The organism is Methanobacterium subterraneum (genome assembly GCF_002813695.1).
Classification (GTDB): domain Archaea; phylum Methanobacteriota; class Methanobacteria; order Methanobacteriales; family Methanobacteriaceae; genus Methanobacterium; species Methanobacterium subterraneum.
This window is the reverse complement of record NZ_CP017768.1, coordinates 1,028,716-1,052,011: the sequence shown is the minus strand read 5'-3', so window position 1 is coordinate 1,052,011 and position 23,296 is coordinate 1,028,716. Positions and strand designations below refer to the sequence as shown.

Here is a 23,296-nt window from a genome sequence, read left to right as displayed (position 1 = left end):
GTATTTCAACCTGAAAATTTATTAAATAAAATCAGTAAAAAGGGATAATTTTTAGATTGAGGATATTAATAATCTTAAACTACCCGTAATATTGTTTCAGATTTTTATTTATACATCAATCTGGAGAACTCAATTGTAATAGGGGTTTGAAATAAATCCTTGTAGATTAATGAATAATATTACTTTCAAAGAGTTGGGTTACAAGCAACGATTTAACCAATAATAACCTCTTTTTTCTTTAAATTCATCAAACAACAGAAAAATGATCAGTACATATACCCCAATTAAATTAAAAATACTTATTTCACCATATTAATTTTAGTGATTATAGAATCCGTTTTATTTCGTTAAACTATCCTATAACGAAGTAACTAAATTGTCATTATTTTCGTTCTAAAATAAGATTGCAATATTATTGATAAAAGAATAAATATGACTGTATGAATATCTATTTTTAACGATAATTATGATTATTATCTTCTTTCAACATCAAGATAGTAAAAAAAGTAAGTGATAATATGTTGGCGCATCCACTCATTACGCTACTTATAGGGCTTGCTATTATCTTCATTGTAACATATTTTGTTGGATTTATTATAGTTAAATCAAAAAAGATGAAAAAATCTAATCTAATGATAATCACCGGCTTTATTGTCCTAATTTTTGGATTAATTAGTCTTTTAATATTTAATGAAAAACAACAGATATTATCTAGTTTAGTGGGTATTTCCTTCATTATTGATGGAACATTCAGAAACAAAGGTTATCACAATAAAACCTATTATCTGTCTTCTTTAGCTTTGTTAATCCTGTTTGGAGTAATTATAATATATGAATCCTTTTTTAAACAAAATTATTTGGGCAATGTATATTTCACTTACTCAATAATAGGGATGATAATTATAGGGATAATCATGTTATTTAGATCATATCTTCTTAGGTATAAAAATCAAAAAATGCCATGGAAAAATAAATGGTAATAACTACATCAAATTTTAGGGTTTAACCCATAAAGACTTTGTTAATAATGTAAGCTTTTCTTATTCTCTGATTCTCTAATGTTGAATTGAATTTTAACGTCTTTGTAGTGATGTTTGGAAAAAACAGGTTACATGATAGTTACTAGTAGAAAAAAATTCACAAAATTAATGATTAATTATGAACAGTATCTTATACGGTGATAAAATATGAAAATTATAGTTCATTACTAATCTTTTTTAACTTATTTTTAAGAATTTTTTTATCCATTTTTGGGCATATGTTAGGGATTGTGTGCATTTTTTATAGTTTTTTTCTATTAATTCGCGTAATTGTTCTCGTGTTTCTATGAATAATGGTGATATTTCTCTTTTTATTGTTTTCCAGATGAATTCTATGGGTTTGAGGTCAGGTGAGTATGGTGGTATGAAGATGAGGTCTATGTTGAGTTTTTTGGCGGTTTCTGTGGTTAGTTTGGCGTGGTGGGATCTGAAGTTGTCAAGTATGATCATTATTCTGCCATAAGGGTTTACTGTTCTTATTTGTTTTAGGAAAGCAGTTATTTCTTCTTTTCGTGAGTGTTCTTTGAAATCGATGGTGCTTTGTCCTTTTATTGCGTAGAATCCCATTGTGTTGGCTTTCAAACGAGTGGTATTTTTGGTTATAGATGGTTTGGTAGTTGACCAAACTCTTTGTGTGTTAGCTGTGCTTTGTGGTGAGAATTCATCTAAAAATCCTATTACACCATGATTTAGGTTTAAATATTGGTCTATGTTTTTTTTAACTGTTTTTCAGCGTCAGGTGGTCTTCTATAATCCTTAGGGTATGGTTTACCAAATTTTAAGCCCATGTTTCTTAGAATGATTCCTACTTGTTTTAAGCTATATTCGACTTCGAATTCTTCGTGGATTAGGTTACGAATCTCTTTGGTGGTCCAATCATCTCTTTTTCTAAGTATTTCTTTTAATTGACGTTTTTCTTTGTCTGAAAGTTTAGATGGCCTCCCTCCGGCAAATCTGGGTATTAAACCATCATACCCGTCTGCATTCCATCTTTCTAGCCAATTATAACCTGTGACTTTCGTTATTCCCAGTTTATCACTTGCTTCAGGAACACTGCACCCACTGTATAAATAATTCATGAAATGTAGTCGATTTAAAACTTTGATGTCTTTTTCTTTTTCTCTGATTCGTTTTTTGAGCTCTTCGCTAGTAATCCACTTTTCAACTTTCATTGAAGGATTTCTACTCATGAATAATAAATATGAACCTTATTAGTTAAAAAGGTTACGTATTTAACTATAATTCATTTTTTTCATGAGAATTAGTAAAAAACACGAATTCAATTGAATATGTCTATTACTATTAAATTTTATTTGTTCAGGATATACCATGCACCCATTAACGATGTTATTTGGTTATTTTCATCTTTAATTGTTTTTAACCGTTAAATAAAACCATTTAAATTCCCTTCTTTGCTTTTATATCTATTTTCAAACTTGTAACTATTCAGTTCTCCATATAAGAGTTTTGAAAATAACTGGGATGTCTTGGACTATGGTAAAATGTCTTGGACTATGGTAAATGGATTATTACTTTAACATGCCAGATTTTTTTAAAATTGGTGTCGTAGTCTCAAACTATAAATATGGCCAAAATTATAACACTAACTTCGGTGATGGGGTTCACCAAAAAATGCTTAAAACAAGCTGATGACTCCTGAAAATTTAAAGAATCGGAGGAAAAGTAAATGTTAAATAAAAAAACCCCAATATGCAATACTATTTTTAAATACCCCTATTATGATGAATTGAATTCCACTCTAGTTGATCACTTGTTAGGGAACATCCCCAAACTAACTATTTAAAGATTGGGAGTGATCTAAATGGAATTTCAATATGTTGCCTTTAGCGTAGCCATTATAATACTACTGGGTTTGCTCTTCAGTAAGCTCTTCAAACAGATTAAGCTCCCAGGATTACTTGGAATGCTCATTTTAGGTATAATAATCGGTCCTTATGGATTGAACTTAATTGATAAGGCCATACTAAATATATCTGGAGATTTAAGGGCAATAGCTCTTATTATAATCCTTTTAAGGGCAGGATTCGGAATCCACATGGATAGCTTGCGTAAGGTAGGAATGTCTGCTATTAAAATGAGTTTCATCCCCGATGTGGTGGAAGGGCTCACTGTGATGTTCGTATCCCACTACCTCTTGGGTCTGCCTATTGTTGAGGCGGGTATGCTGGGGTTCATAATTGCAGCGGTATCTCCTGCAGTTATCGTACCCCAGATGCTTTCATTCATCAAGAGAAGAATGGGAACCAGTAAAGGAATACCCCTTATCATTTTAACCGGGGCCTCGGTGGATGATGTGGTTTCCATAACCATATTCTCAATATTTCTTAGTATATACGGAGGCCAACAGGTAAACTACCTAATGACAGTCCTCAGCATTCCCCTACAATTCATTATAGGGATATTATTTGGGCTGATCATTGCAGTTATCCTGATATACCTCTTTAAACACTTCAACATACGCAATACCGAGAAAACACTGATAATATTAGCATCAGCCATCATATTAAAGAATTTAGGAGATGTTTTGAGTAGTATTGTTCCCATTGCTGCCCTGGTAGGGGTTATGGTAATCGGTTTTGTAATACTGCAGAAAATGCCCGAACTGGGTACGCAGATTTCCAGTAAATTCGATAAAATATGGGTATTTGCCGAGATATTGCTCTTTGTTCTGGTGGGAGCCCAGGTAAATATCTACTTAGCTGCATCATTTGCAGTTGTTGGCTTAACCATAATTATAGTCGGCTTAATAGCACGTAGTATAGGAGTATATGTGTCATTGGTAGGTTCAAATCTAGATTTGCAGGAAAAAATATTTTGTATAATGGCATACATGCCTAAAGCCACAGTACAAGCAGCAATTGGCGCTATTCCCCTTTCCATGGGTGTTGCATCTGGACAGGAGATCCTGGCCATAGCTGTAATTGCCATACTATTTACCGCACCTTTAGGTGCATTTGGGGTTAGTGTGTATGGTGAAAAAGCACTTAAAGTTGATGAAAATGCGATTAAGGGTTAAACTTTTTAAAATATGGAGGCTTAGAGATGAAAACCTAAAAAAAATGAAACTTTTAATGAAATACGCTCAATTGGGCGATATTAAAGTCATTTATGATCTTTAATGTTATCACTGCAGTTATTTTGGGATTCGGACTATTTATGGGGTCCTTAATTGTGGGAATTACCTATGTCTTTTATCATGCTTACCGGGATGAAAGGGTAAGGGACCAATCAAAATAAGTAGATCCACTTTTCATTTTTTATCAATCCAAGGCAAAATTATAAGTTTTTTGACAAACAAAAATATAATTCAGTATAAAAGGAACATCTTAAGAACTAGAGTTCTGAAGGTCAGACATTTTTAGGGGATTAACCTGTTTTATTTAGCTAATTAGTGGGGTGTATTAATGGAAAAAAAGAGCATAGGATGGGATGATTTTACTAGTGCATTTATTGATAGTTCTCCCATCCCTCAATTCATTATTAACCTGGAACACGAGATTATTTCCTGGAACAGGGCCCTGGAAAAATACACTGGAATCAAGTCCAGTGAAGTTTTAGGAACAGATAAACACCAGACAGTATTATACCATGCAGATAAACCCTTGATGGCTGATTTACTCGCTGATGGTGATGAGGATGGTGTTAACAAATGGTATCCTGGCTGTGAAAAATCGGAATATGTGGAAAATGCCTTTGCTTTTGAGGAATTCTTTCCCAATGTGGGTGAAAAAGGTACCTGGCTGGCCTTCACTGCTGCCGAGATCAAAGATAATGAAGGAAATGTTATTGGTGTTCTGGAAACACTGGAAGACATAAACCAACGTAAAAAGGCCGAATTAAACTTAAAAAAGGCTGAAAAATTATGGGAAGTAACATTCGATGCTTTACCTGATTTAATATCCCTCATTGATTCAAACCATAATATAATGAAAGTTAATTTGGCAATGGCCCAGGCCCTTGACATGAAACCGGAGGAACTAGTTGGTAAAAAATGTTTTGAACTGGTTCATAATACTGATGAGCCACCGTCCTACTGCCCCCACGAGAAACTGCTCCAGGATTGCCAGCAACATTATAAGGATGCTTTTGTGGATAATTTCCACGGAGAATATGAAATTTCTGTATCACCCATAATTGTTGGCGGTCAGTTAATAGGCAGTGTACATGTGGCCCACGACATTACCCAACGTAAGAAGATGGAATCAGCTCTGAAGGAAAGTGAAGAGAAATTCCGGGAAGTATTCAACAATGCCAATGATATGGTTACACTAAACATTATGCACCCAGAGGGACCTGGTAAATTCATTGAAGTAAACCAGGCTGCCCTGGACACAATGGGCTACACCCGTGAAGAATTTTTAGAACTATCCCCCCTGGACATATTATCCTCTGAAGATGGGAAAAATATGCCTGAAAATTTGAATAAGCTCCATGTAGATGGTTACGTTAATCTGGAAATGACCAACATCACCCGGGATGGTGAGAGAATACCGGTGGATGTGGCCATGCATATATTCCAGCTACAGGGACAGGATGTTACTATCTCAGTAGCCAGGGATGTCACTGAACGCAGGAAAACGGAAAAGGCCCTGATGGAAAGTGAGAAGAAATACAGAACCCTCTTTGAAAATATGATGGAAGGCTTTGCATATTGCAAGATGTTATTTGATGATGATGGCCAGCCCAATGATTGGATATACATCGATGTTAACCAGGCCTTTTACCAACTCACTGGATTAGAGGACATAGAAGGAAAAAAAGTTACAGAAGCCATTCCAGGAATTATAGAAGCACAACCGGAACTATTTGAAGTTTATGGTAGGGTCACCCTCACGGGGGTGCCTGAGACTATAGAAACCTATTTTAAACCCCTGGAGATCTGGTTGAATATATCGGTCTTCAGCCCGAAACCTGAACATTTTGTGGCAGTTTTTGAAAACATCACTGAACGTAAAAAGGTAGAGCTGGCCTTGAAGAAGAGTGAAGAAAAATTCAGGAACCTTTTCGAGACCATGGCTCAGGGAGTGGTCTATCAAAATAAGGACGGCTACATAACATCTGCCAACCCTGCAGCACAGGAAATACTGGGATTAACCATGGATCAAATGCAGGGCAGAACTTCCACCGACCCCCGATGGAGATCCATACATGAAGATGGCTCTGATTTCCCGGGTGATACCCATCCTGCCATGATTTCACTTAAAACCGGTGAAAAGATTAAAAACGTGATCATGGGTGTTTTCAATCCTTCTAATGATTCATATCGCTGGATAAATATTAATTCCACTCCCGAGTTCAAGTCAGGTGATAAAGAACCTTCCAGTGTTTACGCCACCTTAGAAGATATTACCGCTGCCAAAATAGCTGAGAAAACATTACGTGAGCGAAACGCCCAGATGGAGGCTATCCTGTCCAATATGAGTGATGCCATTCTTATCATGGATAAAGATGGTAAATTTTTCATGAGCAATGATGCAGCAGTTGATTTCCATCGCTTCAAGACCAGGGAAGAATTCATGGACAAGCTTTCCGATTACTATGAATTATTTGAACTCTGTTCCCTTGAAGGAAAGCCTCTTTCAACCGATGATTGGCCAGGAGTGCGGGCATTAAATGGTGAGACTATCCATGATTATGAAGTTATTCTCAGAAAGACCGATACTGGTGAATCATGGATAGGAAGTTACACAGTTTCTTTAATATATGACGATAATGGTGAATTGGAATTTATGGTTTTCATTTTACGGGATATCACCGAACGTAAACAGGCAGAAATTGCGTTAAAGGAAAGTGAAGAGAAGTACCGTTTACTTTCTGAGAATTCTGGTGATGTGATCTGGTTAATGGACTTTGATTCTCAAAAATTCACCTATGTAAGCCCCTCGGTCTACAAGTTAAGGGGATACACTGTGGAAGAAGTTTTAAACCAGTCCTTGGAAGAAATACTAACCCCAGAATCATACCAGTACCTTGTGGAAAGGTTACCAGTGAAGGTTCAGGCCTTCCTTTCAGGGGATGAATCGGTTAAAATGCAGATATTCCGGGTTGACCAGGTGTGTAAAGATGGCGGCACAGTTCCCACTGAGGTGGTAGCAAATATGATCACCGATGATGAGGGGAATATAAGTGGTTTACTTGCGGTGAGTAGAGATATCACCGAAAGGGTGAAGATGGAAGAAGAAATACAGCAATCACTAGAGGAGAAGGAAATGCTCCTCAAAGAGATCCACCACCGGGTTAAGAACAATCTGATGATTATCGCCAGTCTCCTGAACCTGCAATCACGTTACATTAAGGATAAAGAGGCTTTAGGCATCTTCAAGGAAAGTCAAAACCGGGCCAATTCCATGGCCCTGATCCATGAGAAACTGTACCGATCCACTGATCTTAAGAGGATCAACTTCGGTGAATACATCCGCACCCTGGCCAATGATTTGTTCCGAACCTACACTGATAGTTCTGGCCGTATAAACCTCAACATCGATGTGGAGGATGTTATGATGGACATCAACACCTCCATTCCACTGGGGCTGATGCTTAATGAACTCATATCCAATGCCCTTAAACACGGATTCCCTGAAGGGATGGAAGGTGATATAAACATTTATTTCAATTCAAGGGATGACCAGTACCAGTTAAAGGTGGGGGACACCGGAATATCCTTCCCTGAGGATGTGGACTACCGTAACACGGATTCACTGGGACTGCAACTGGTGAACAATTTAACCAAACAAATTGATGGCCAGATTGAACTGGATACCTCTCAGGGAACTGAATTCACCATCACCTTCAAAGAAGTCAAATACGGTAAATAATGTAACATTCTCACCCTGCCATAACCTAATATGTTATGGGGATATTCTAATACTTTGAAGGGGAAAAATTCTCCAATAAGGCTGAAGGTGAGAAATCCTTCTAATAGGCTGAAAGGCGTTTGCAGTTTTTAAATTAGTTGTAGATAGGTGGGGGAGTTAACCAATTATCAACAGAACTTCACCATGGGAAAAGAAAATGGAAAACAAATACTGGAAATTCTCATCTGATTGTCAAGGATTTTTATCACAAATTGCCTTTGATTTTTTGGAATTACCCCTGGAAGAGGATATCTACCACTACATTGGAGAGAAAATAGGACAAATGGTTGGTGGGAGTTTGGTGTTCATCTCCACCTATGAAATTGATTTGAATGTGTTCCGTATCAAAAGTGTGAATGGTGATCCACAGAAGGTACAGGCACTTCAGGAAAACTTTACCAATGATTACCTGGCTGATCTGGCTGTTAAATGGAGCTCCCTATCTGAAAGTGCTAGAATAGCACTTTCCGAAAACCAGTTACACCGGGTTAAAGGTGGTCTTTACTCAGCACTGGGAGGTCAGCTATCTATAGAGGAATGTCAACGCATTCAAGAACTACTGGGTACTGGTGAAATATACACCACTGGTTTTAAGTGGGATGAGCAGATCTATGGCAGTGCCACCATATTTCTGGATGCTCAGGAGAAGTTGGAAGATCCGGAAGCCCTTTTAACCCTGGTAAACCTTTCTTCAGTGGCGCTTAAAAACAGAACCGCGGAAAGAGCCTTACTGGCCAGCGAGGAGAAATTCCGTAAACTATTCAACAATGCCAACGATGCTATTTTCCTCCACCAGCTCACAGAAGATGGAGTGTCAGGGAAGTTCGTGGAAGTTAACAGTGTGGCCAGTCAGATACTGGGATACACCCATGAAGAACTCCTTAACATGTCACCCCGTGATATTGAGGATATAAAATCATTTAATGAGTCTAAAAGAATGGCCGGCCGGGTTAAAGAGAACAAAATCACCTTTGAAACTACATTAATGTCCAAGGATGGTCGTAAAATACCAGTGGAGATCAACACTCATATTTTCACCCTTAACCAGGATAAATTATCATTATCCATAGCCCGGGACATAACCGAACGTAAAAAAATGGAAGAAGAGATTAAGGTCTCCCTTGAAGAAAAGGAGATGCTCTTAAGGGAAATTCACCACAGGGTTAAGAACAACCTTATGATCATATCCAGTTTACTCAACCTTCAATCTCGTTATATAACTGATAAAGAGGTTCTTGATGTTTTCAAAGACAGTCAGAACCGTGCCCGGTCCATGGCACTCATTCATGATCGGCTCTACCAGTCAAGCCACCTTAAACGCATTAATATTGGGGATTACATTTTAACTCTGGCCAGTGATCTTTTCCGGATATATGCCATTGCCCAGGATCGTGTTGAGCTTAACTTTGATCTGGAGGATGTGATGATCGATATCAACACCATGATTCCTCTGGGCCTCATTGTGAATGAACTCCTATCAAACTGTCTCAAGCATGCATTTCCCAATGATCGAAGTGGCAGGATAGATATTGCTTTCCAGGGGGAAAATGAACACTACCAGTTAACAGTGGCTGATGATGGTGTGGGGTTTCCTGAGAACCTGGACTACAGAAATACTAAATCATTGGGGTTGCGTTTGGTGAACATACTAACCGATCAGATCGATGGGAAGATGGAACTTAAACAGGATAAAGGAACCCAATTCACCATTGAATTTAAGGAAAAGAAGTACGTATACAAATAAAAGAAGTTGTTTATACATTTATCATATTTTTTTCAAGACTTTCTCCGGCGCATTAAATTTAATACATGTGGCTAATTGGATGAGGATTATATCCCACAAGGAAAAACTATTAATACTTCGCCCAATTATTTTCTATTAATTCTTGAAGTGTATAAATCCACTTCCAGTTATATTTAAGGCAAAAAAACCAATAAAATAGTATAAATAAACAAGTAATAGAAGCCCTGTATTAAATAAAAAATTAGGTGAATTCATGAGTAACATTGAACAAAGAATACTGAAGGAACTTAATTCCCGGATGAAAGAATTTAGAGCAGCTTTGCAGGATGAACAGAAAAAAAAGGAGCTTCAAGATAACATTCCCGGCTCACAAGTCCTTATTCGTTTCGAAATATTCCTTCCCTCTCAAAATCCGGAGGAATTCGTGGATGGCCTGTATCTTTACATGAATGATGAGGGTCAAATCGCCAATGCAGAGTACTACTTCCGGGACATGTCTGATGTGGAAGTAATAAACATACCTGAAGAAGATCTCCCGGTTATAAAAGATCTTTTTGGTGATGCATTTACTCTGGAAGTGGAGTAAAACTAATCGGGTTATAATATATTAAATGGGAGATAGTTCCAGAGACTATTAAAGGTAATAGTATTCTAGGGAGTATAAATGGTGAAAGTCCTCTAGAGGTATATGGTTAGTTGGTATTTTAGGGGATATTAAGGGTTATGGTCTTCACAGCCATGTGGTAGATTGTATTTTAGAGTATATCTGGGCAGATGGTCTTTTAAGAGGCTGGGGAACATATATCCTCTATCAAAGCCCAAGTAATAAAAAGCCCATAACCATCCTCTCCATTATTTTATTATATTAGGGTCAGATAGCTTCGAGTATATTTTTTTCATGTGAATCCTTTAAATTACTCTAAACTTTCAAGGAGGAATTTTAAACCGGGAAAATTATTTTTGCAAAGTTTAATATATATAAAAATCTATAGATATACAAATAATCTAAATAAGATGGTAAAAATATACAGCCTAATTACCTTCTAAAGGGTTAATATTAGGTCTTTGTCAACTGGTGGTCATTATTGACTTTAGATAATATTCAGATATTTCCTTTAAAAAAATGGTTTTTTATGATACCTTCATTGGGGTCAATATTAATAAGTATAATAAACTCACCACCACAGTAGACTATTTTTTGCCACATCTTGGAGGACAAAAATGCGAAGTTTTGAAAAATTAACTTCTTACATCCCACTTAGAAAGTCAGAATCAGGATCCAAAAATATCGGACTCCTGGTAGATGGCCCTAACATGCTAAGGAAGGAATTCAGCCTTAACTTAGATCTGGTAAGGGAGATAATGGCTGAATACGGTAATATGAGGGTGGGTAAGGTTCTCTTGAACCAGTATGCCTCAGACAAACTCATTGAAGCCATCGTGAACCAGGGATTCACCCCCATTGTGGTGGCTGGAGACACTGATGTTTACATGGCAGTTGAAGCCATGGAACTAATCTACAATCCCAATATTGATGTAGTAGCGCTTATGACTCGTGATGCTGATTTTTTACCCATAATCAATAAGGCTAAAGAGAATGGGAAAGAAACCATAGTAATTGGGGCCGAACCTGGTTTCAGCGCTGCCCTGCAGAACTCAGCAGATGATGCTATCGTTCTGAAGGCAGAAGATCATAAAAAATATTCCAAGGACGAATGAAATGCTTATCTGTTCTTCTCGGGATGAAATGAAAAGAAGAGAAGCTGCTTTAAGATTCATTGCCGCCCTGCTGAACCAAGAGGGAAGATCCAGTTTATACGACCTTTCGGGTTTAGCCGGAGGATTCCCAGTTAAAAAATCGGATCTCAACCTCCTGGAAACCTATTCTGGTCCGGCCATTTTTTCTTCCAACCTCCAGAAGGAAGGAACCCAACACCTGGGCGGGGAAAAAGTGGCTGCCTTCAACCGCACCAGTGCAGCTATACTGGCCACCCTGCTGGCCCTGGTAAAACCTGGCGAAGAGGTAATACACTACCTGCCAGAGTTACCCTCACACCCCTCTATCCCCCGCAGTGTGAAACTGCAGGGTGCATCCTACCGGGAATTTGATAATCTACAGGATTTCCAGCTTACTGATGAAACATCCCTGGTGATTATAACCGGATCAACAATGGATCACAAGGTACTCCCCTTAACTGATTTTAATAGGATCATCCAGATTTCACACGCAAAACAGATTCCAGTGATGGTTGATGATGCTTCAGGAGCACGAATACGTACTGTAATCTATGATCAGCCCCGTGCACTGGATATGGGTGCGGATCTGGTGGTGACCAGTACTGATAAGTTAATGGACGGTCCCCGGGCAGGATTAATGGCGGGAAATAGTTCTTTAATTGACCGGATACAGGACAAGGCACATCAGTTTGGACTGGAAGCCCAACCACCAATTGTAGCAGGCATAGTAAGGGCTCTGGAGAATTTCAAACCCCAAAGAATTTTAGATTCTCTGGAAAGAAGAGATAAACTTCATAAAATAGCAGGGAATGTTTTCAAAGGAGTGGAAAAAACACCCACAGGCTTCATGATCTCTGCTGCAAACCTTGAAAACGAAATCACCCCTGAAGGGAATGATAATCTCACAAAACGTGAACTAGCGACTTTAATGGCTATGGTACTTTTAAGGGAACATCACATGGTTACCATCCCTGCAGTGGGAATGCCCGGAGTTTCTGATACCATTCGCCTGGACATTTCCAGTAAAGATGCAGAAAGAGTGGATGATAACCAAATAATCCAGGCCCTGAAGGAATCACTTGAAGTTGTGAGAGAAATCATCCCTGATGAAGAAGCCAGTCTAAGTGTATTATACGAATAAAAACTAATTTCTAGTAAATAAAACCTAATTTCCAATATAATAGGAACAACTTTGGGAAATGATCTTCAGGAACTGAGAATAATCTTTCGGTAATTATTTTGGGGAACAATCTTCAGGAACTAATTTTTCAGGGTTACCTCTATTTTCCCATGCTTTTTTTTATATTATCTGGTTTAAAATTAGTAAAGTTTCATTATAAAATTTAAAACGGTACGTGGATGCTCACAAATGTTAGAAATCAATGGATCATATGGTGAGGGAGGGGGCGCTCTTTTAAGGGTCTCAACAGCACTTTCATCCGTCACTGGAAAGGCCTTCACCATCCGAGACATCCGCAGCAACCGGCCCAAACCAGGTTTAATGCCCCAACACCTGAAGGCAGCCATTACCCTGGGAAAAATCTCCAAAGCAACCGTTGAGGGATTGGAATTGGGTTCAACCCAGATTACATTCACTCCAGGCCAGTTAACCGGAGGTAAATTGGAGGTGGATATTCAAACTGCCGGTAGCATAACGTTGATACTCCAGGCATTAATGATACCATCCATATTCACAGACCAGGGTGTTGAAATCATGATCAAAGGTGGTACAGATGTTCAGTGGGCGCCACCAGTGGATTACATGGAACAGGTCACCCTACCAGTACTGCAAGCCATGGGTATCTCCATTAGCCTGGAACTCCTCCAGCGTGGATACTATCCCCGTGGTGGGGGTGTGTTAAAAGCCTGCATAGAACCGGTGAAAAAATTGAATCCCTTAAAACTCCATGAACTGGAAGTAGATTTCATAAAAGGGATATCCTATTCCTCCCAACTTCCATCACATGTTTCCATTAGACAGGCCCGGACAGCCGAGGAAACAATCCGCAATGCAGGTTATGAAAGTAATATCGAAATAAAAACCGATAACAATACCTCAAGTCCCGGTTCTGGTCTGGTACTATGGAGTGAGGTTAAAGGGCGGAAGATTCCTCGTGTAGGGGCCAGTTCACTGGGTAAACCTGGTAAAAGGGCAGAAATAGTGGGAAAGGAAGCAGCCCAAGGAATATTATCATGCTTATCCAGGGGGGCAGCTGTGGATCAGTATATGGGTGATCAGATCATTCCCTACCTGGCCCTGGCAGGCTCCTCATCTGTTCGAACCTCCCACCTTACCCAGCACACCCTGACCAATATCTACGCCACCGAGAAATTCACTGGAAAAAAATTTCATATAGATGGTGGTTTGGGAGAGGTAACCACCCTTACTGTTGAATAGGAAATAAGTTAACCAGATCAAGCCTTACAATATATATACAGTTGGGTAGGATTTTTTTGATATTTGATGAACTTACTCAATAATTGAATAACTCGATTTTAAATTGAAATAAATTGATTTTTAATAGATATATCCTGATTTTTATTGATAAATTGGTGTAAAGTAGAATGATTATGATAATAAATAGAGTAAAGTGAGTAAATAACATTTAAAGAAGATACTTAACTACGGGTGGGGGAAAACTACTTCCCCCTACGGCTGGACTTTGACTACCCTCCAGGGTGTCTGGTCAAGAACTGCCCCAGATTTAGTGGCATCAATACTTAGAATGAAATAGGGATTATTTTTAAAGAGATTGGAAGGTATTTCCATAATCATGGTATTGTTTTTGATTATCAGGGGGATTTCTTCACTGGTTGAGGTACCAATTCCCTCCCTCTCTAGACGGGCAGCACCATTATCAACTGATATTTTCACCCGTTGAGTTCCCTCTGGATTGAAAATATTCAAACGAACATTGTACACTGCACTCGAAACGGGTTTACCCACTGTTTTTAAGGATATCCATGATTTTTCCTTGTTGATGTCCATTCCTGCTGATAATATATCCCAGGGTTCCTCTTTTCCATGATATTTCCCATCACCTGCAGCATCAACAAATAGTATTGGTGGAACCTGCAAACCACGGGCATAGTCCTGTTCGGTGATGTTCGCATTGTTTCTGGATACATTAATGGTAGAATATTCCGCGAATAACTCATTTTTACGTAGGAATGATAATAGATAGGATGAAGGGACAATTTGGGTCCTGTAGGCCTGCAATGATTCCTCTTTCAAACGCTCCTGGTGGGTGGTGAGATTAAACACTGACCATTTCGGACCATTCTCCATCCCCACCAGTTGCTTGGGGGGAACTAGATAATATTCTGGATAGTAACTCCGTGGACTGGGCCAGTTAGGGGGTAAATGCAATAGATAAGTATATTTACTGCCATTGTATCCGGTCTGGGTTGTGGCGTGCTCAATAAAGCCACTGGTGGCCTGATGATCAAACTGTTCATCATCCCCACCAGGATAAACGATAATTGTTGGATTAAACTCGTTTATTATGGTTTTCAGATTATTGGTAAGGCTGCTGCCACTGTAACTGGCATTTTTTTCATGGGCATAGGGATAGTTAATCTGTTTAGAACCATCCGGAGCAGTGAAGGGATTCTTATTATCCCAGTAGTCATTCAAAAGGCTCCTTAAACTACCATCATTGTAGCCTAGAAATATTACATCCTCTTCATTTAAACCCAGTATTTTCGTCCCGTTGATAGTTTCACCATGGCGGGTGATGGGTGAAGTTTTGGTATCATTACCATCAGTCACCACCACCACTTTAACCGGTATATGGTGCTCCACTGCATAACCTATTATTCCGCCATTGCAAATTACCTCATCATCAGGGTGGGGAGCCACAATCAGCAGCCGGTCCCCAGTATTAAGGGAGGGTCCTGCAGGATATTCCTGGGTATAAAAAGGGATTTGTGAGTATGAATAAGCCATAAAAGCTAAAGTAACAATCAAAACTGATAATAACATTATCTTATATTTCAACTTCATGTAAAACTCCTTTAATTCGATCAATAAAATAGTTAACCCATGTAATTAGTTTTCATTAAGAAACTTATTTAAATTTGATTCAACCTTATCGTGGTCAACCCTTAAAAATACAATTCACTAAAAAAAAAGTAGTTGGAGTAGGTCAGTACGAGTGTTTATCTCTTATAATGGGTGCATTCTCCTGAAATAATCTTCCGCAGACTTCCATCATCCATTTCCAGAATGAGGATCCCATCTCTGGTTATGCCCACAGCCTCTCCCCTGATTGTTCCCCCTCTCTTTTTAACTTCCACAGTAGAACCAATGGTTGTGGAGAGACTCCGCCACTGGTTGAGGATTTCAGAGAGCTGTCCTTCTTTGAAGTTCTGGTAAAGGTTTTCGAAGTTCAATAGGAAATTTTGTACCAGCTTTTCGCCTGGAATCTCCTTTTCAAGCTCATTCTTGAGGGATGTGGCCCCTTTACGCAGATCTGGTGGGAATTCATCCACATCAACGTTAAGATCAATGCCAATACCCACCACCACATAGTCCAATCCACCTTTACGGGCAATGGCTTCAGTTAAGATCCCGCAAACCTTTTTATCCCCAATCAATATGTCATTGGGCCATTTTATGCCCACATCAAGCCCACATTCATGGGTCAGTGTTTCGGCAACTGCCACTCCAGTTAAAAGGGTTAAGAGGGGTGCCTGTGAAGTTGGAATATCTGGCCGTAGTATAATGGTCATCCAAACCCCACCAGATGGTGATAACCATTTTTTACCCCTTCTACCTTTACCCCTACGCTGACTTTCAGCTATTACAATGGTTCCTTCCACTGCTCCCTTTTCGGCCAGTTCTTTGGCCACGTTGTTGGTGGAATCCACCTCGGAGTAATGATATATTTCCTGGCCAATGTATTTGGTGGTCAGGTTTAACTGTATCTCATAGGGTAAAAGCCGGTTGGTTGTTTTAATAAGACGATAACCACGTTCCGATGATGAATCGATCCGGTAACCATCATTTTGAAGTTTCTGGATTTCATCAGAAAGCTGGGCATTGGAGATACCCATCTTGGAAGCTAAATTGTCACTGGATACATACTCACCCTTCTGGGCATGGAGTGTCTTCAAAATCTGCTTTTCATGCATGGAACCACCTGCAAATAATCCTATTGATTGTTCATTTAATTTTCAAGCTATCTTATTTTTTGTTGTTGGTCATGGTACTGGTCAGGTGACTGTTAACTGCTGCTGAAATTGCAGCCACCCTTTTAGATGGTAGGAAGGTTGATTTTAGCCGGGTTTCCATTTCCTTATCTTTCTGGATGATCTTTGCCATGTTATCCATTATTTCCTTCCGGTATTCATCAACAAAGTGGGTGTGTAGTTTTGCTTCCCAGAAATTGGGACTTAACATCATGGACTTATGGAAGGGGATGGTGGTTTTCACTCCCAGTATAATGTATTCTGAGAGGGCCCGTCTCATCCGTGTTATGGCTTCGTTACGGGTACTTCCCCATACAATGAGTTTGGAGATCATGGAATCATAGTAGGGGGGTATGGTGTAGTTCATGTAAACCCCACTGTCCACTCGCACTCCCGGACCTCCCGGGGAACGATAACCCGTTATCTTACCGGGATTGGGGGCGAAATCTGCCAGTGGATCCTCAGCATTGATCCGGCATTCAATGGCATGGCCCCTCACCTGGATATCCTCCTGGGAGCAGCATAATTCTCGACCGGAGGCTATTTTCAGTTGTTCTTTAACCAGGTCCACCCCGGTAACCACTTCGGTTATGGGATGCTCCACCTGGATACGGGTGTTCATTTCCAGGAAATAAAACTCTCCATGGGAGTATAAGAATTCCACAGTCCCGGCATTGGTGTAGTCAATTGCTGATGCAGCTTTCACAGCTGTTGATCCCATCTGGTCCCGGAGTTCATCAGTCATGATGGGGGACGGCGCTTCTTCAATTAGTTTTTGGTGTCGGCGCTGGATACTGCACTCACGGTCAGCCACGTGGATGGTGTTACCGTGTTCATCCGCCAGGATCTGGAATTCAATATGGCGGGGTTCCTCCACATATTTTTCTATGAAAACAGTGGAATCTCCGAATGCAGATTCGGCAACGGATTGGGTGGATTCCAGGGCGCGTAGAAGTTCATCTTCCTCGTAAACTGTTCGCATGCCTATTCCACCACCACCTGCAGATGCCTTCACTATCACCGGGTAACCAATGGCCTCCGCTATTTTTAGGGCTTCATCCGGGTCGGTGACTCCCTTACTGTTACCTGGTATCACTGGCACCCCTGCCTTTTCCATGAGTTTACGGGATTCAATCTTACTTCCCATGGCTTCAATAACTGAACCTGATGGTCCTATTAGTTTCATCCCCTGTTTGGAACATTCATCTCCAAGGTGGGGGTTTTCAGCCAGGAAACCATATCCAGGGTGCACTGCATCTGCCCCTGATTTTTCGGCAACTTCCAGAATTCGGGGTATATTCAGGTAGCTATCTCCAGGTGATGGTCCTCCTATGTGGTAGGATTCATCGGCGTACTTGGCGAAGAGTGAATTTTTATCCGCGTCTGAATACACCGCCACACTCTTCACGTCCAGCTCTCTGCAGGCGCGCATCACTCTGATGGCGATTTCTCCACGGTTAGCAACCAGAACCTTGTCAAACATGATATCTTCCTTTCTATCTTAATCGAGGTATGTTTATTAATGTTTTTTCAAATACTAATTACCTAAATTCCATTTATATATAAATATACCATTGTTTTGTTAATTATATCTATTATCAATATCTCCTTAATGATTTTTATGTTAACCACCCCTCCATCTAAACTGGGAAAAAATAATGAAAAATAGAAAACATATCCTCACTAATTATGTGGATTATAATTATATTGCTGTTAATGTTGCTAAATTAACCCATGAAAACTAATATTAATTATGGATAATATTTTTTATTTATCCGTTAATTGGATTTTAGGTTAAGAACAATTTACAAATTTAAATAAAAATCGATATTCATTAAAAAAATCTTTGAGCCCAATGATAACCAAGAAAAGACAGCTGGAAATGGCCCTGCAACACATCCCTCCCCACCCCCACCCTGACCCCAACTTGGAACAGTACCACACACCTTCCATTATAGCCGCTGATGTCATCTGGAATGCCAATGCCTACGGCGATATCCAGGACCTTAAAGTGGTAGATCTTGGTTGTGGAACTGGAATCCTGGCACTGGGCGCTGCTTTAATGGGTGCAGTGGAAGTTATTGGGGTGGATGTGGATGGCGATGCACTGCAAGTGGCAAATTCTGAGGCCCACCAACTTGAAGTTCAGGACAAGTGCACCTTCCTAAAACAGGATGTCCGTGAATTTCAGGGAGAGGCGGACACTGTGATCCAGAACCCACCATTCGGGGCGCAGAAAGCTCATCAGAAGGATGCTGATCGTCGTTTTATTGAAAAAGCACTGGAAGTAGCTCCGGTTGTTTACTCCTTCCATCTGGCCAAGACTATGGATTTTTTGGAATTAATGTTGAAGGCGTTAAATGCCAGCATCACCCATACATTCCACTACCAGTTTCCCCTACCCCGCATCTATCACTTTCACCAGGATGAGAAAAGGGAAGTGGAAGTAGTTGTTCTACGGATGGAGAAAATGGAATAGGAAATCAATATTTAGTTAGATAATTTTAGTTTTAGATACAATAGTTAGATAAATTTGTTCTAAACAGATTTTTTTAGTTGGTTACAAGGTTTTTTTGAAAATAGTTTTTTCAAGTTATAAGTAAAGACTGCAAGATGTTTGATTCACAAAATTTATCCAAAAATCAAGTAAAAATATAATAGAATGATTTTGTTCCACAGGAATTTTTAGTCCCATATATATTATAAGGATCAAAAACAGAAATTTAAAGATGTTAAGTAAGAATATTTCAATTTTCATCCCCTCTTCATTTCTCAGGGAAACAAAAGATTTAAAACTAAAGACATACAAAGTAGGGTTGATTGGCAGATCAGCCGCCCTATTCCGGGCTACAAAAATCGTTATTTACAGCGATACTGAAGACCCAGAAGACAGTAAAGGGGTAAAGTTTATTAGTGATATCCTCACTTATATGAATACCCCACAGTACCTTAGAAAAAAGGTATTTCCTATAACCCGGGAGTTGCGGAACGTAGGCATACTACCACCGCTTCGAACTCCTCATCACCCCACTGGAGAACTCCAGCAAGGTGATTTTAGACAGGGACTTACATTGAAAAGGACCAGAAAAGGCACCATAGTTGATATTGGTGCTGACCGGGATGCACTGTGCAAGGAAAAACTCAGTGTAAATCGGGTCTTAAGCTTTAAGGTGGATAAGTTAGGAAAGGAAATAATAATCAGTCCTGATGAACCAGAGTTCTATTGGGGCTATGATGTACTTTCTACTTATAAAAATTTAGATGACAGCATAGATATGTTGAAACCACAACCTGATCTGGTGGTGGGAACATCACGCTATGCTGAACCCATCACTTCTGTTTTAAACGAAGTAAGAGAGGGGTTAAGGGGCTCCAAACACGTAGCTATTTTGTTTGGTGGTCCGTATTCGGGCTTACACGAATTAATGGGCAACCCAGGGGATGTATTGGACCTGGAGGTTAACACCATCCCTAACCAGGGAACTAAGACTGTAAGAACTGAAGAGGCAGTTTTAGCTACTTTATCAGTATTTAACATGCTAATGGATTAGTTATGCTTTTGACAGGCATAACTGGGAACCATGGGGCTGATTAGCCAGGCTAATCAGTTTTAAATTTTGATACAAGTAGTGCGTATTCTAATGTACTACCGCTATACTAATCTTAGCCATTGTACTGTAGAAATACGTCTTGGGCGTTCCAAAGAGGGGACCCTACATTGTAAATTGAAATATATTCATGTTCACACATTTGGAAAAGTGGAAAATTTTAAGGATTTAAGGAGGAAATATTAGATGGCTAGACATCACCAACCTAGAAAAGGATCAGTTGCATTTAGTCCTAGAAAAAGAGCAGCCAGGGAATCACCCCGTATAAGCTCCTGGCCCGAAAGGGAAGAGCCGGGACTTTTAGGGTTCCCTGGTTACAAGGTGGGTATGACCCACGTGACCCAGACGGATAACACTAAAAACTCACCCACTGAAGGAATGGAAATATCCACCGCAGTAACTGTAGTGGAAACCCCACCAATAGTGGTAATGGGTATCCGGGCTTACACCCAGACCAGCCGCGGACTCAAGGCCATGACCGATGTCCTGGCGCAAGATATGGATGAAGACCTGAAAAGGAAAATCTCCATACCTGTGGAATATGACTCTGAAGCGCAACTGGCAAGTTTAAAAGAAAACCTGGATAAAGTAGTGGAAATTCGAGCACTAATACACACCAAACCACGAATGGCCAGTGTTCCCAAGAAAAAACCAGAACTAATGGAATGTGGAATAGGTGGAAAGACTGCAGAAGACAAATTGGAATACGCTGTCAGTGTACTGGGAAAAGAAATCAACCCTGCAGATGTTTTTGCCGATGGTGAACACACCGATGCAGTAGCAGTCACCAAAGGTAAAGGATTCCAGGGAGTAATCAAAAGATGGGGTGTCCGTATACAGTACGGAAAAGCAGCCCGAAGTAGTAAAGGAAGACACGTTGGTTCAATCGGACCATGGACCCCAGCCAGAACCATGTGGACTGTACCTATGGCTGGTCAGATGGGATACCACCAGCGTACAGAGTACAATAAGAAAATCCTGAAAATAGGAGAAGCCGACCAGGCCGATGAAGTTAACCCTGAAGGTGGATTTGTGAAGTACGGGTTGGTTAAGAACAATTACTTACTCCTTAAAGGATCATTACCCGGACCATCCAAAAGACTGGTCATGCTCAGAAAAGCAATCCGACCACACGGAAAACACGATGATGCTCCGCAAATATCATACATTAGCACAGCCTCCAAGCAGGGAGTCTAGTTATTTTAAGAGTGATGGGAATGAAAAAGATCAATGTTTACTCATTAAAAGGTAAAGTTACTGGCGAGATGGAGCTTCCGGAGATATTCTCCGAAGAATTCAGACCGGACCTAATAAAAAGGGCGGTTCTATCTGCTCAAAGTGCCCGTATACAGCCATGGGGAACAGACCCTATGGCCGGTAAACGAACTACCGCCGAATCATTCGGTGCAGGTCGTGGAGCGGCCATGGTTCCCCGTGTAAAGGGTTCAAGACACCCTGCAGGATCCAAAGGAGCTTTCGTACCCCAGACAACTGGTGGAAGAAAAGCCCACCCGCCACGTACCGCTAGGATCATCCACGAGAAGATCAACAAAAAAGAAAGAAGACTGGCTATACGCTCAGCAATAGCAGCCACCACCAACCTCGAACTGGTGGAAGCACGCGGTCACCGAACCGAAAACGTGCCTCAGATACCATTCGTGGTGGACGATGAACTGTGCGCAGTCAAGAAAACCAGTGAAACCAGGGAAATTTTCAAAAACCTGGGAATAATGGATGATGTGGTTCGGGCCAAAAACGGCCGAAAAATCAGGGCTGGTAGAGGTAAAATCAGGGGAAGAAAATACAAAACACCCAAAGGACCTTTACTTGTCGTGGGAGAAGATAAAGGAATCAGCCTAGGAGCTAGAAACCATCCCGGAGTAGATGTGGTGGTTGTAGATAACATCAACGCTGAACTCCTGGCACCAGGAACCCACCCCGGTCGACTTACTGTTTACACCAAATCAGCAATCGAAAAACTGGGAGATTTATTCTAAACAGGCAGGTGTCATGAATGGATCCTTACAACATAATAATTAAACCACAGCTAACTGAGAAAAGCATGAACGCCATTGATTACAAAAACGAGTTAACCTTTGTGGTCCGAAGAACCGCAAAGAAGTCTGAGATAAAACGGGCTTTCCAACAACTCTTTGATGTTAAAGTGGAACGTGTTAACACTCAGGTAAACTCCCGTGGTGAAAAAATAGCCTATCTCAAACTGGCAGAAGATGAAAGTGCAGAAGACATTGCCGTTAAAATGGGTGTATTCTAGGGAGGATTAATAATGGGAAAACGATTAATAATTCAGAGGAGGGGAAGAGGAACCCCCACCTACAGAAGTGCATCACACCGTTTCAAAGGAAAAATACAGTACCGTTCATTTGATGATATTGAAAAAAATGGCAGTCTCCAGGGAAAAGTAGTGGACATCATCCACGACCCCGGTAGAACTGCCCCTGTGGCCAAAGTTAAGTTCGAAAATGGAGAACAAAAACTGATACTGGCCCCAGAAAGTATAGCTATCAACGATGAAATAGCATGCGGAATATCCGCACCAATAAAACCAGGAAACTCACTACCTCTGGGAGAAATCCCAGAAGGAACACCTGTGTACAACCTGGAGAGAAACCCTGGAGACGGAGGAAAATTCGTCCGATCTTCAGGAACTTACGCTTCTCTTATCACCCATGACGTGGGTAAAGCCATTGTGGAACTTCCCTCCGGGGAATTAAAGGCTTTCAACCCCCAGTGCAGAGCCACTATCGGTGTGGTCGCAGGGGGAGGTAGGAAAGAAAAACCATTCCTCAAAGCAGGAAACCGACATCACGCTGCAAAAGCCAAGGGTAAAAAGAGCATGGGAGTGCGTGGAGTTGCAATGAACGCAGTAGACCACCCACACGGTGGTGGAAACCGTCAGCATCCAGGACGACCTACCACAGTCTCCAGACACGCCCCACCAGGAAGAAAAGTGGGTTCCATTGCAGCTAAAAGAACCGGAAGAAGGAGATAAACTCATTTTATCCCCTTTTGGCAGAAATGGTTTAAGGATAGATTACGAGAATAAAATAAGGAAAATAAAAGCGTTTTAAGGAGGAG

At 40.3% G+C, this 23,296-nt stretch carries 20 protein-coding genes and 1 riboswitch; of the genes, 15 read left to right on the top strand and 5 right to left on the bottom strand.

The window, feature by feature from the left end:
* Positions 1-518 precede the first annotated feature (518 nt).
* Positions 519-980, top strand: a complete 462-nt coding sequence (locus BK009_RS05010) for a hypothetical protein (RefSeq protein ID WP_100906812.1) — start codon at positions 519-521, stop codon at positions 978-980.
* A 237-nt stretch (positions 981-1,217) separates the two neighbouring features.
* Here the strand turns inward: BK009_RS05010 and BK009_RS12865 are convergent, their stop codons facing one another.
* Positions 1,218-1,718: an IS630 family transposase gene (locus tag BK009_RS12865; RefSeq protein WP_394340079.1), complete on the bottom strand. Its 501-nt coding sequence runs from the start codon at positions 1,716-1,718 to the stop codon at positions 1,218-1,220.
* A 29-nt stretch (positions 1,719-1,747) separates the two neighbouring features.
* Positions 1,748-2,212, bottom strand: a complete 465-nt coding sequence (locus tag BK009_RS12860; RefSeq protein ID WP_394340069.1) for an IS630 family transposase — start codon at positions 2,210-2,212, stop codon at positions 1,748-1,750.
* 430 nt (positions 2,213-2,642) lie between these two features.
* Positions 2,643-2,706, top strand: a riboswitch (Fluoride riboswitch).
* Between the two features lie 156 nt (positions 2,707-2,862).
* Between BK009_RS12860 and BK009_RS05000 the strand changes: the two genes are divergently transcribed.
* The 8 genes from BK009_RS05000 (at position 2,863) to rtcA (ending at position 13,794) form a co-directional block, all read left to right on the top strand.
* The gene (locus BK009_RS05000) at positions 2,863-4,077 is read left to right on the top strand and encodes a cation:proton antiporter (protein ID WP_100906805.1); all 1,215 of its coding nucleotides are present in this window, start codon (positions 2,863-2,865) and stop codon (positions 4,075-4,077) included.
* Positions 4,078-4,169: 92 nt separating this feature from the next.
* Complete coding sequence (locus BK009_RS12785; protein WP_255553842.1) at positions 4,170-4,298, top strand: hypothetical protein; 129 nt, start codon at positions 4,170-4,172, stop codon at positions 4,296-4,298.
* 167 nt (positions 4,299-4,465) lie between these two features.
* Entirely contained in the window at positions 4,466-7,876 is a 3,411-nt protein-coding gene (locus BK009_RS12635) for a PAS domain S-box protein (protein ID WP_157809707.1), read from the top strand.
* Positions 7,877-8,072: 196 nt separating this feature from the next.
* On the top strand, positions 8,073-9,659 hold the full coding sequence (locus BK009_RS04980) for a sensor histidine kinase (RefSeq protein WP_100906804.1): 1,587 nt from the start codon (positions 8,073-8,075) through the stop codon (positions 9,657-9,659).
* Between the two features lie 253 nt (positions 9,660-9,912).
* Positions 9,913-10,245, top strand: coding sequence for a hypothetical protein (locus tag BK009_RS04975; protein WP_100906016.1), 333 nt, complete (start codon positions 9,913-9,915; stop codon positions 10,243-10,245).
* Between the two features lie 635 nt (positions 10,246-10,880).
* The gene (locus BK009_RS04970; protein WP_100906017.1) at positions 10,881-11,378 is read left to right on the top strand and encodes a TIGR00288 family NYN domain-containing protein; all 498 of its coding nucleotides are present in this window, start codon (positions 10,881-10,883) and stop codon (positions 11,376-11,378) included.
* Positions 11,379-11,406: 28 nt separating this feature from the next.
* Positions 11,407-12,537: a TIGR03576 family pyridoxal phosphate-dependent enzyme gene (locus BK009_RS04965; RefSeq protein WP_236951037.1), complete on the top strand. Its 1,131-nt coding sequence runs from the start codon at positions 11,407-11,409 to the stop codon at positions 12,535-12,537.
* Positions 12,538-12,765: 228 nt separating this feature from the next.
* On the top strand, positions 12,766-13,794 hold the full coding sequence (gene rtcA, locus BK009_RS04960; protein ID WP_100906802.1) for an RNA 3'-terminal phosphate cyclase: 1,029 nt from the start codon (positions 12,766-12,768) through the stop codon (positions 13,792-13,794).
* Between the two features lie 252 nt (positions 13,795-14,046).
* Here the strand turns inward: rtcA and BK009_RS04955 are convergent, their stop codons facing one another.
* The 3 genes from BK009_RS04955 to BK009_RS04945 form a co-directional block, all read right to left on the bottom strand.
* Entirely contained in the window at positions 14,047-15,402 is a 1,356-nt protein-coding gene (locus BK009_RS04955; protein ID WP_100906801.1) for a PIG-L deacetylase family protein, read from the bottom strand.
* Between the two features lie 155 nt (positions 15,403-15,557).
* Complete coding sequence (locus tag BK009_RS04950) at positions 15,558-16,532, bottom strand: biotin--[acetyl-CoA-carboxylase] ligase (protein ID WP_100906800.1); 975 nt, start codon at positions 16,530-16,532, stop codon at positions 15,558-15,560.
* A 52-nt stretch (positions 16,533-16,584) separates the two neighbouring features.
* Positions 16,585-18,072: an acetyl-CoA carboxylase biotin carboxylase subunit gene (locus BK009_RS04945; RefSeq protein WP_100906799.1), complete on the bottom strand. Its 1,488-nt coding sequence runs from the start codon at positions 18,070-18,072 to the stop codon at positions 16,585-16,587.
* 372 nt (positions 18,073-18,444) lie between these two features.
* Between BK009_RS04945 and BK009_RS04940 the strand changes: the two genes are divergently transcribed.
* The 6 genes from BK009_RS04940 to BK009_RS04915 all read left to right on the top strand — a co-directional run bounded on the left by BK009_RS04940 (position 18,445) and on the right by BK009_RS04915 (position 23,210).
* Positions 18,445-19,068 carry an METTL5 family protein gene (locus BK009_RS04940; protein ID WP_100909169.1) on the top strand — a complete coding sequence of 208 codons (624 nt, stop codon included), beginning with the start codon at positions 18,445-18,447 and terminating at the stop codon, positions 19,066-19,068.
* Positions 19,069-19,318: 250 nt separating this feature from the next.
* Positions 19,319-20,140 carry a putative RNA uridine N3 methyltransferase gene (locus BK009_RS04935; RefSeq protein WP_100906024.1) on the top strand — a complete coding sequence of 274 codons (822 nt, stop codon included), beginning with the start codon at positions 19,319-19,321 and terminating at the stop codon, positions 20,138-20,140.
* A gap of 243 nt (positions 20,141-20,383) precedes the next feature.
* Positions 20,384-21,394 (top strand): 50S ribosomal protein L3, encoded by a 1,011-nt coding sequence (gene rpl3p, locus BK009_RS04930; RefSeq protein ID WP_100909168.1) that lies wholly within the window; start codon positions 20,384-20,386, stop codon positions 21,392-21,394.
* A 20-nt stretch (positions 21,395-21,414) separates the two neighbouring features.
* Positions 21,415-22,194: a 50S ribosomal protein L4 gene (rpl4p, locus tag BK009_RS04925; RefSeq protein WP_100906026.1), complete on the top strand. Its 780-nt coding sequence runs from the start codon at positions 21,415-21,417 to the stop codon at positions 22,192-22,194.
* A 17-nt stretch (positions 22,195-22,211) separates the two neighbouring features.
* Entirely contained in the window at positions 22,212-22,472 is a 261-nt protein-coding gene (locus BK009_RS04920) for a 50S ribosomal protein L23 (RefSeq protein ID WP_100906027.1), read from the top strand.
* Positions 22,473-22,484: 12 nt separating this feature from the next.
* Positions 22,485-23,210, top strand: a complete 726-nt coding sequence (locus tag BK009_RS04915) for a 50S ribosomal protein L2 (RefSeq protein ID WP_100906028.1) — start codon at positions 22,485-22,487, stop codon at positions 23,208-23,210.
* The last annotated feature ends 86 nt before the right edge of the window (positions 23,211-23,296 follow it).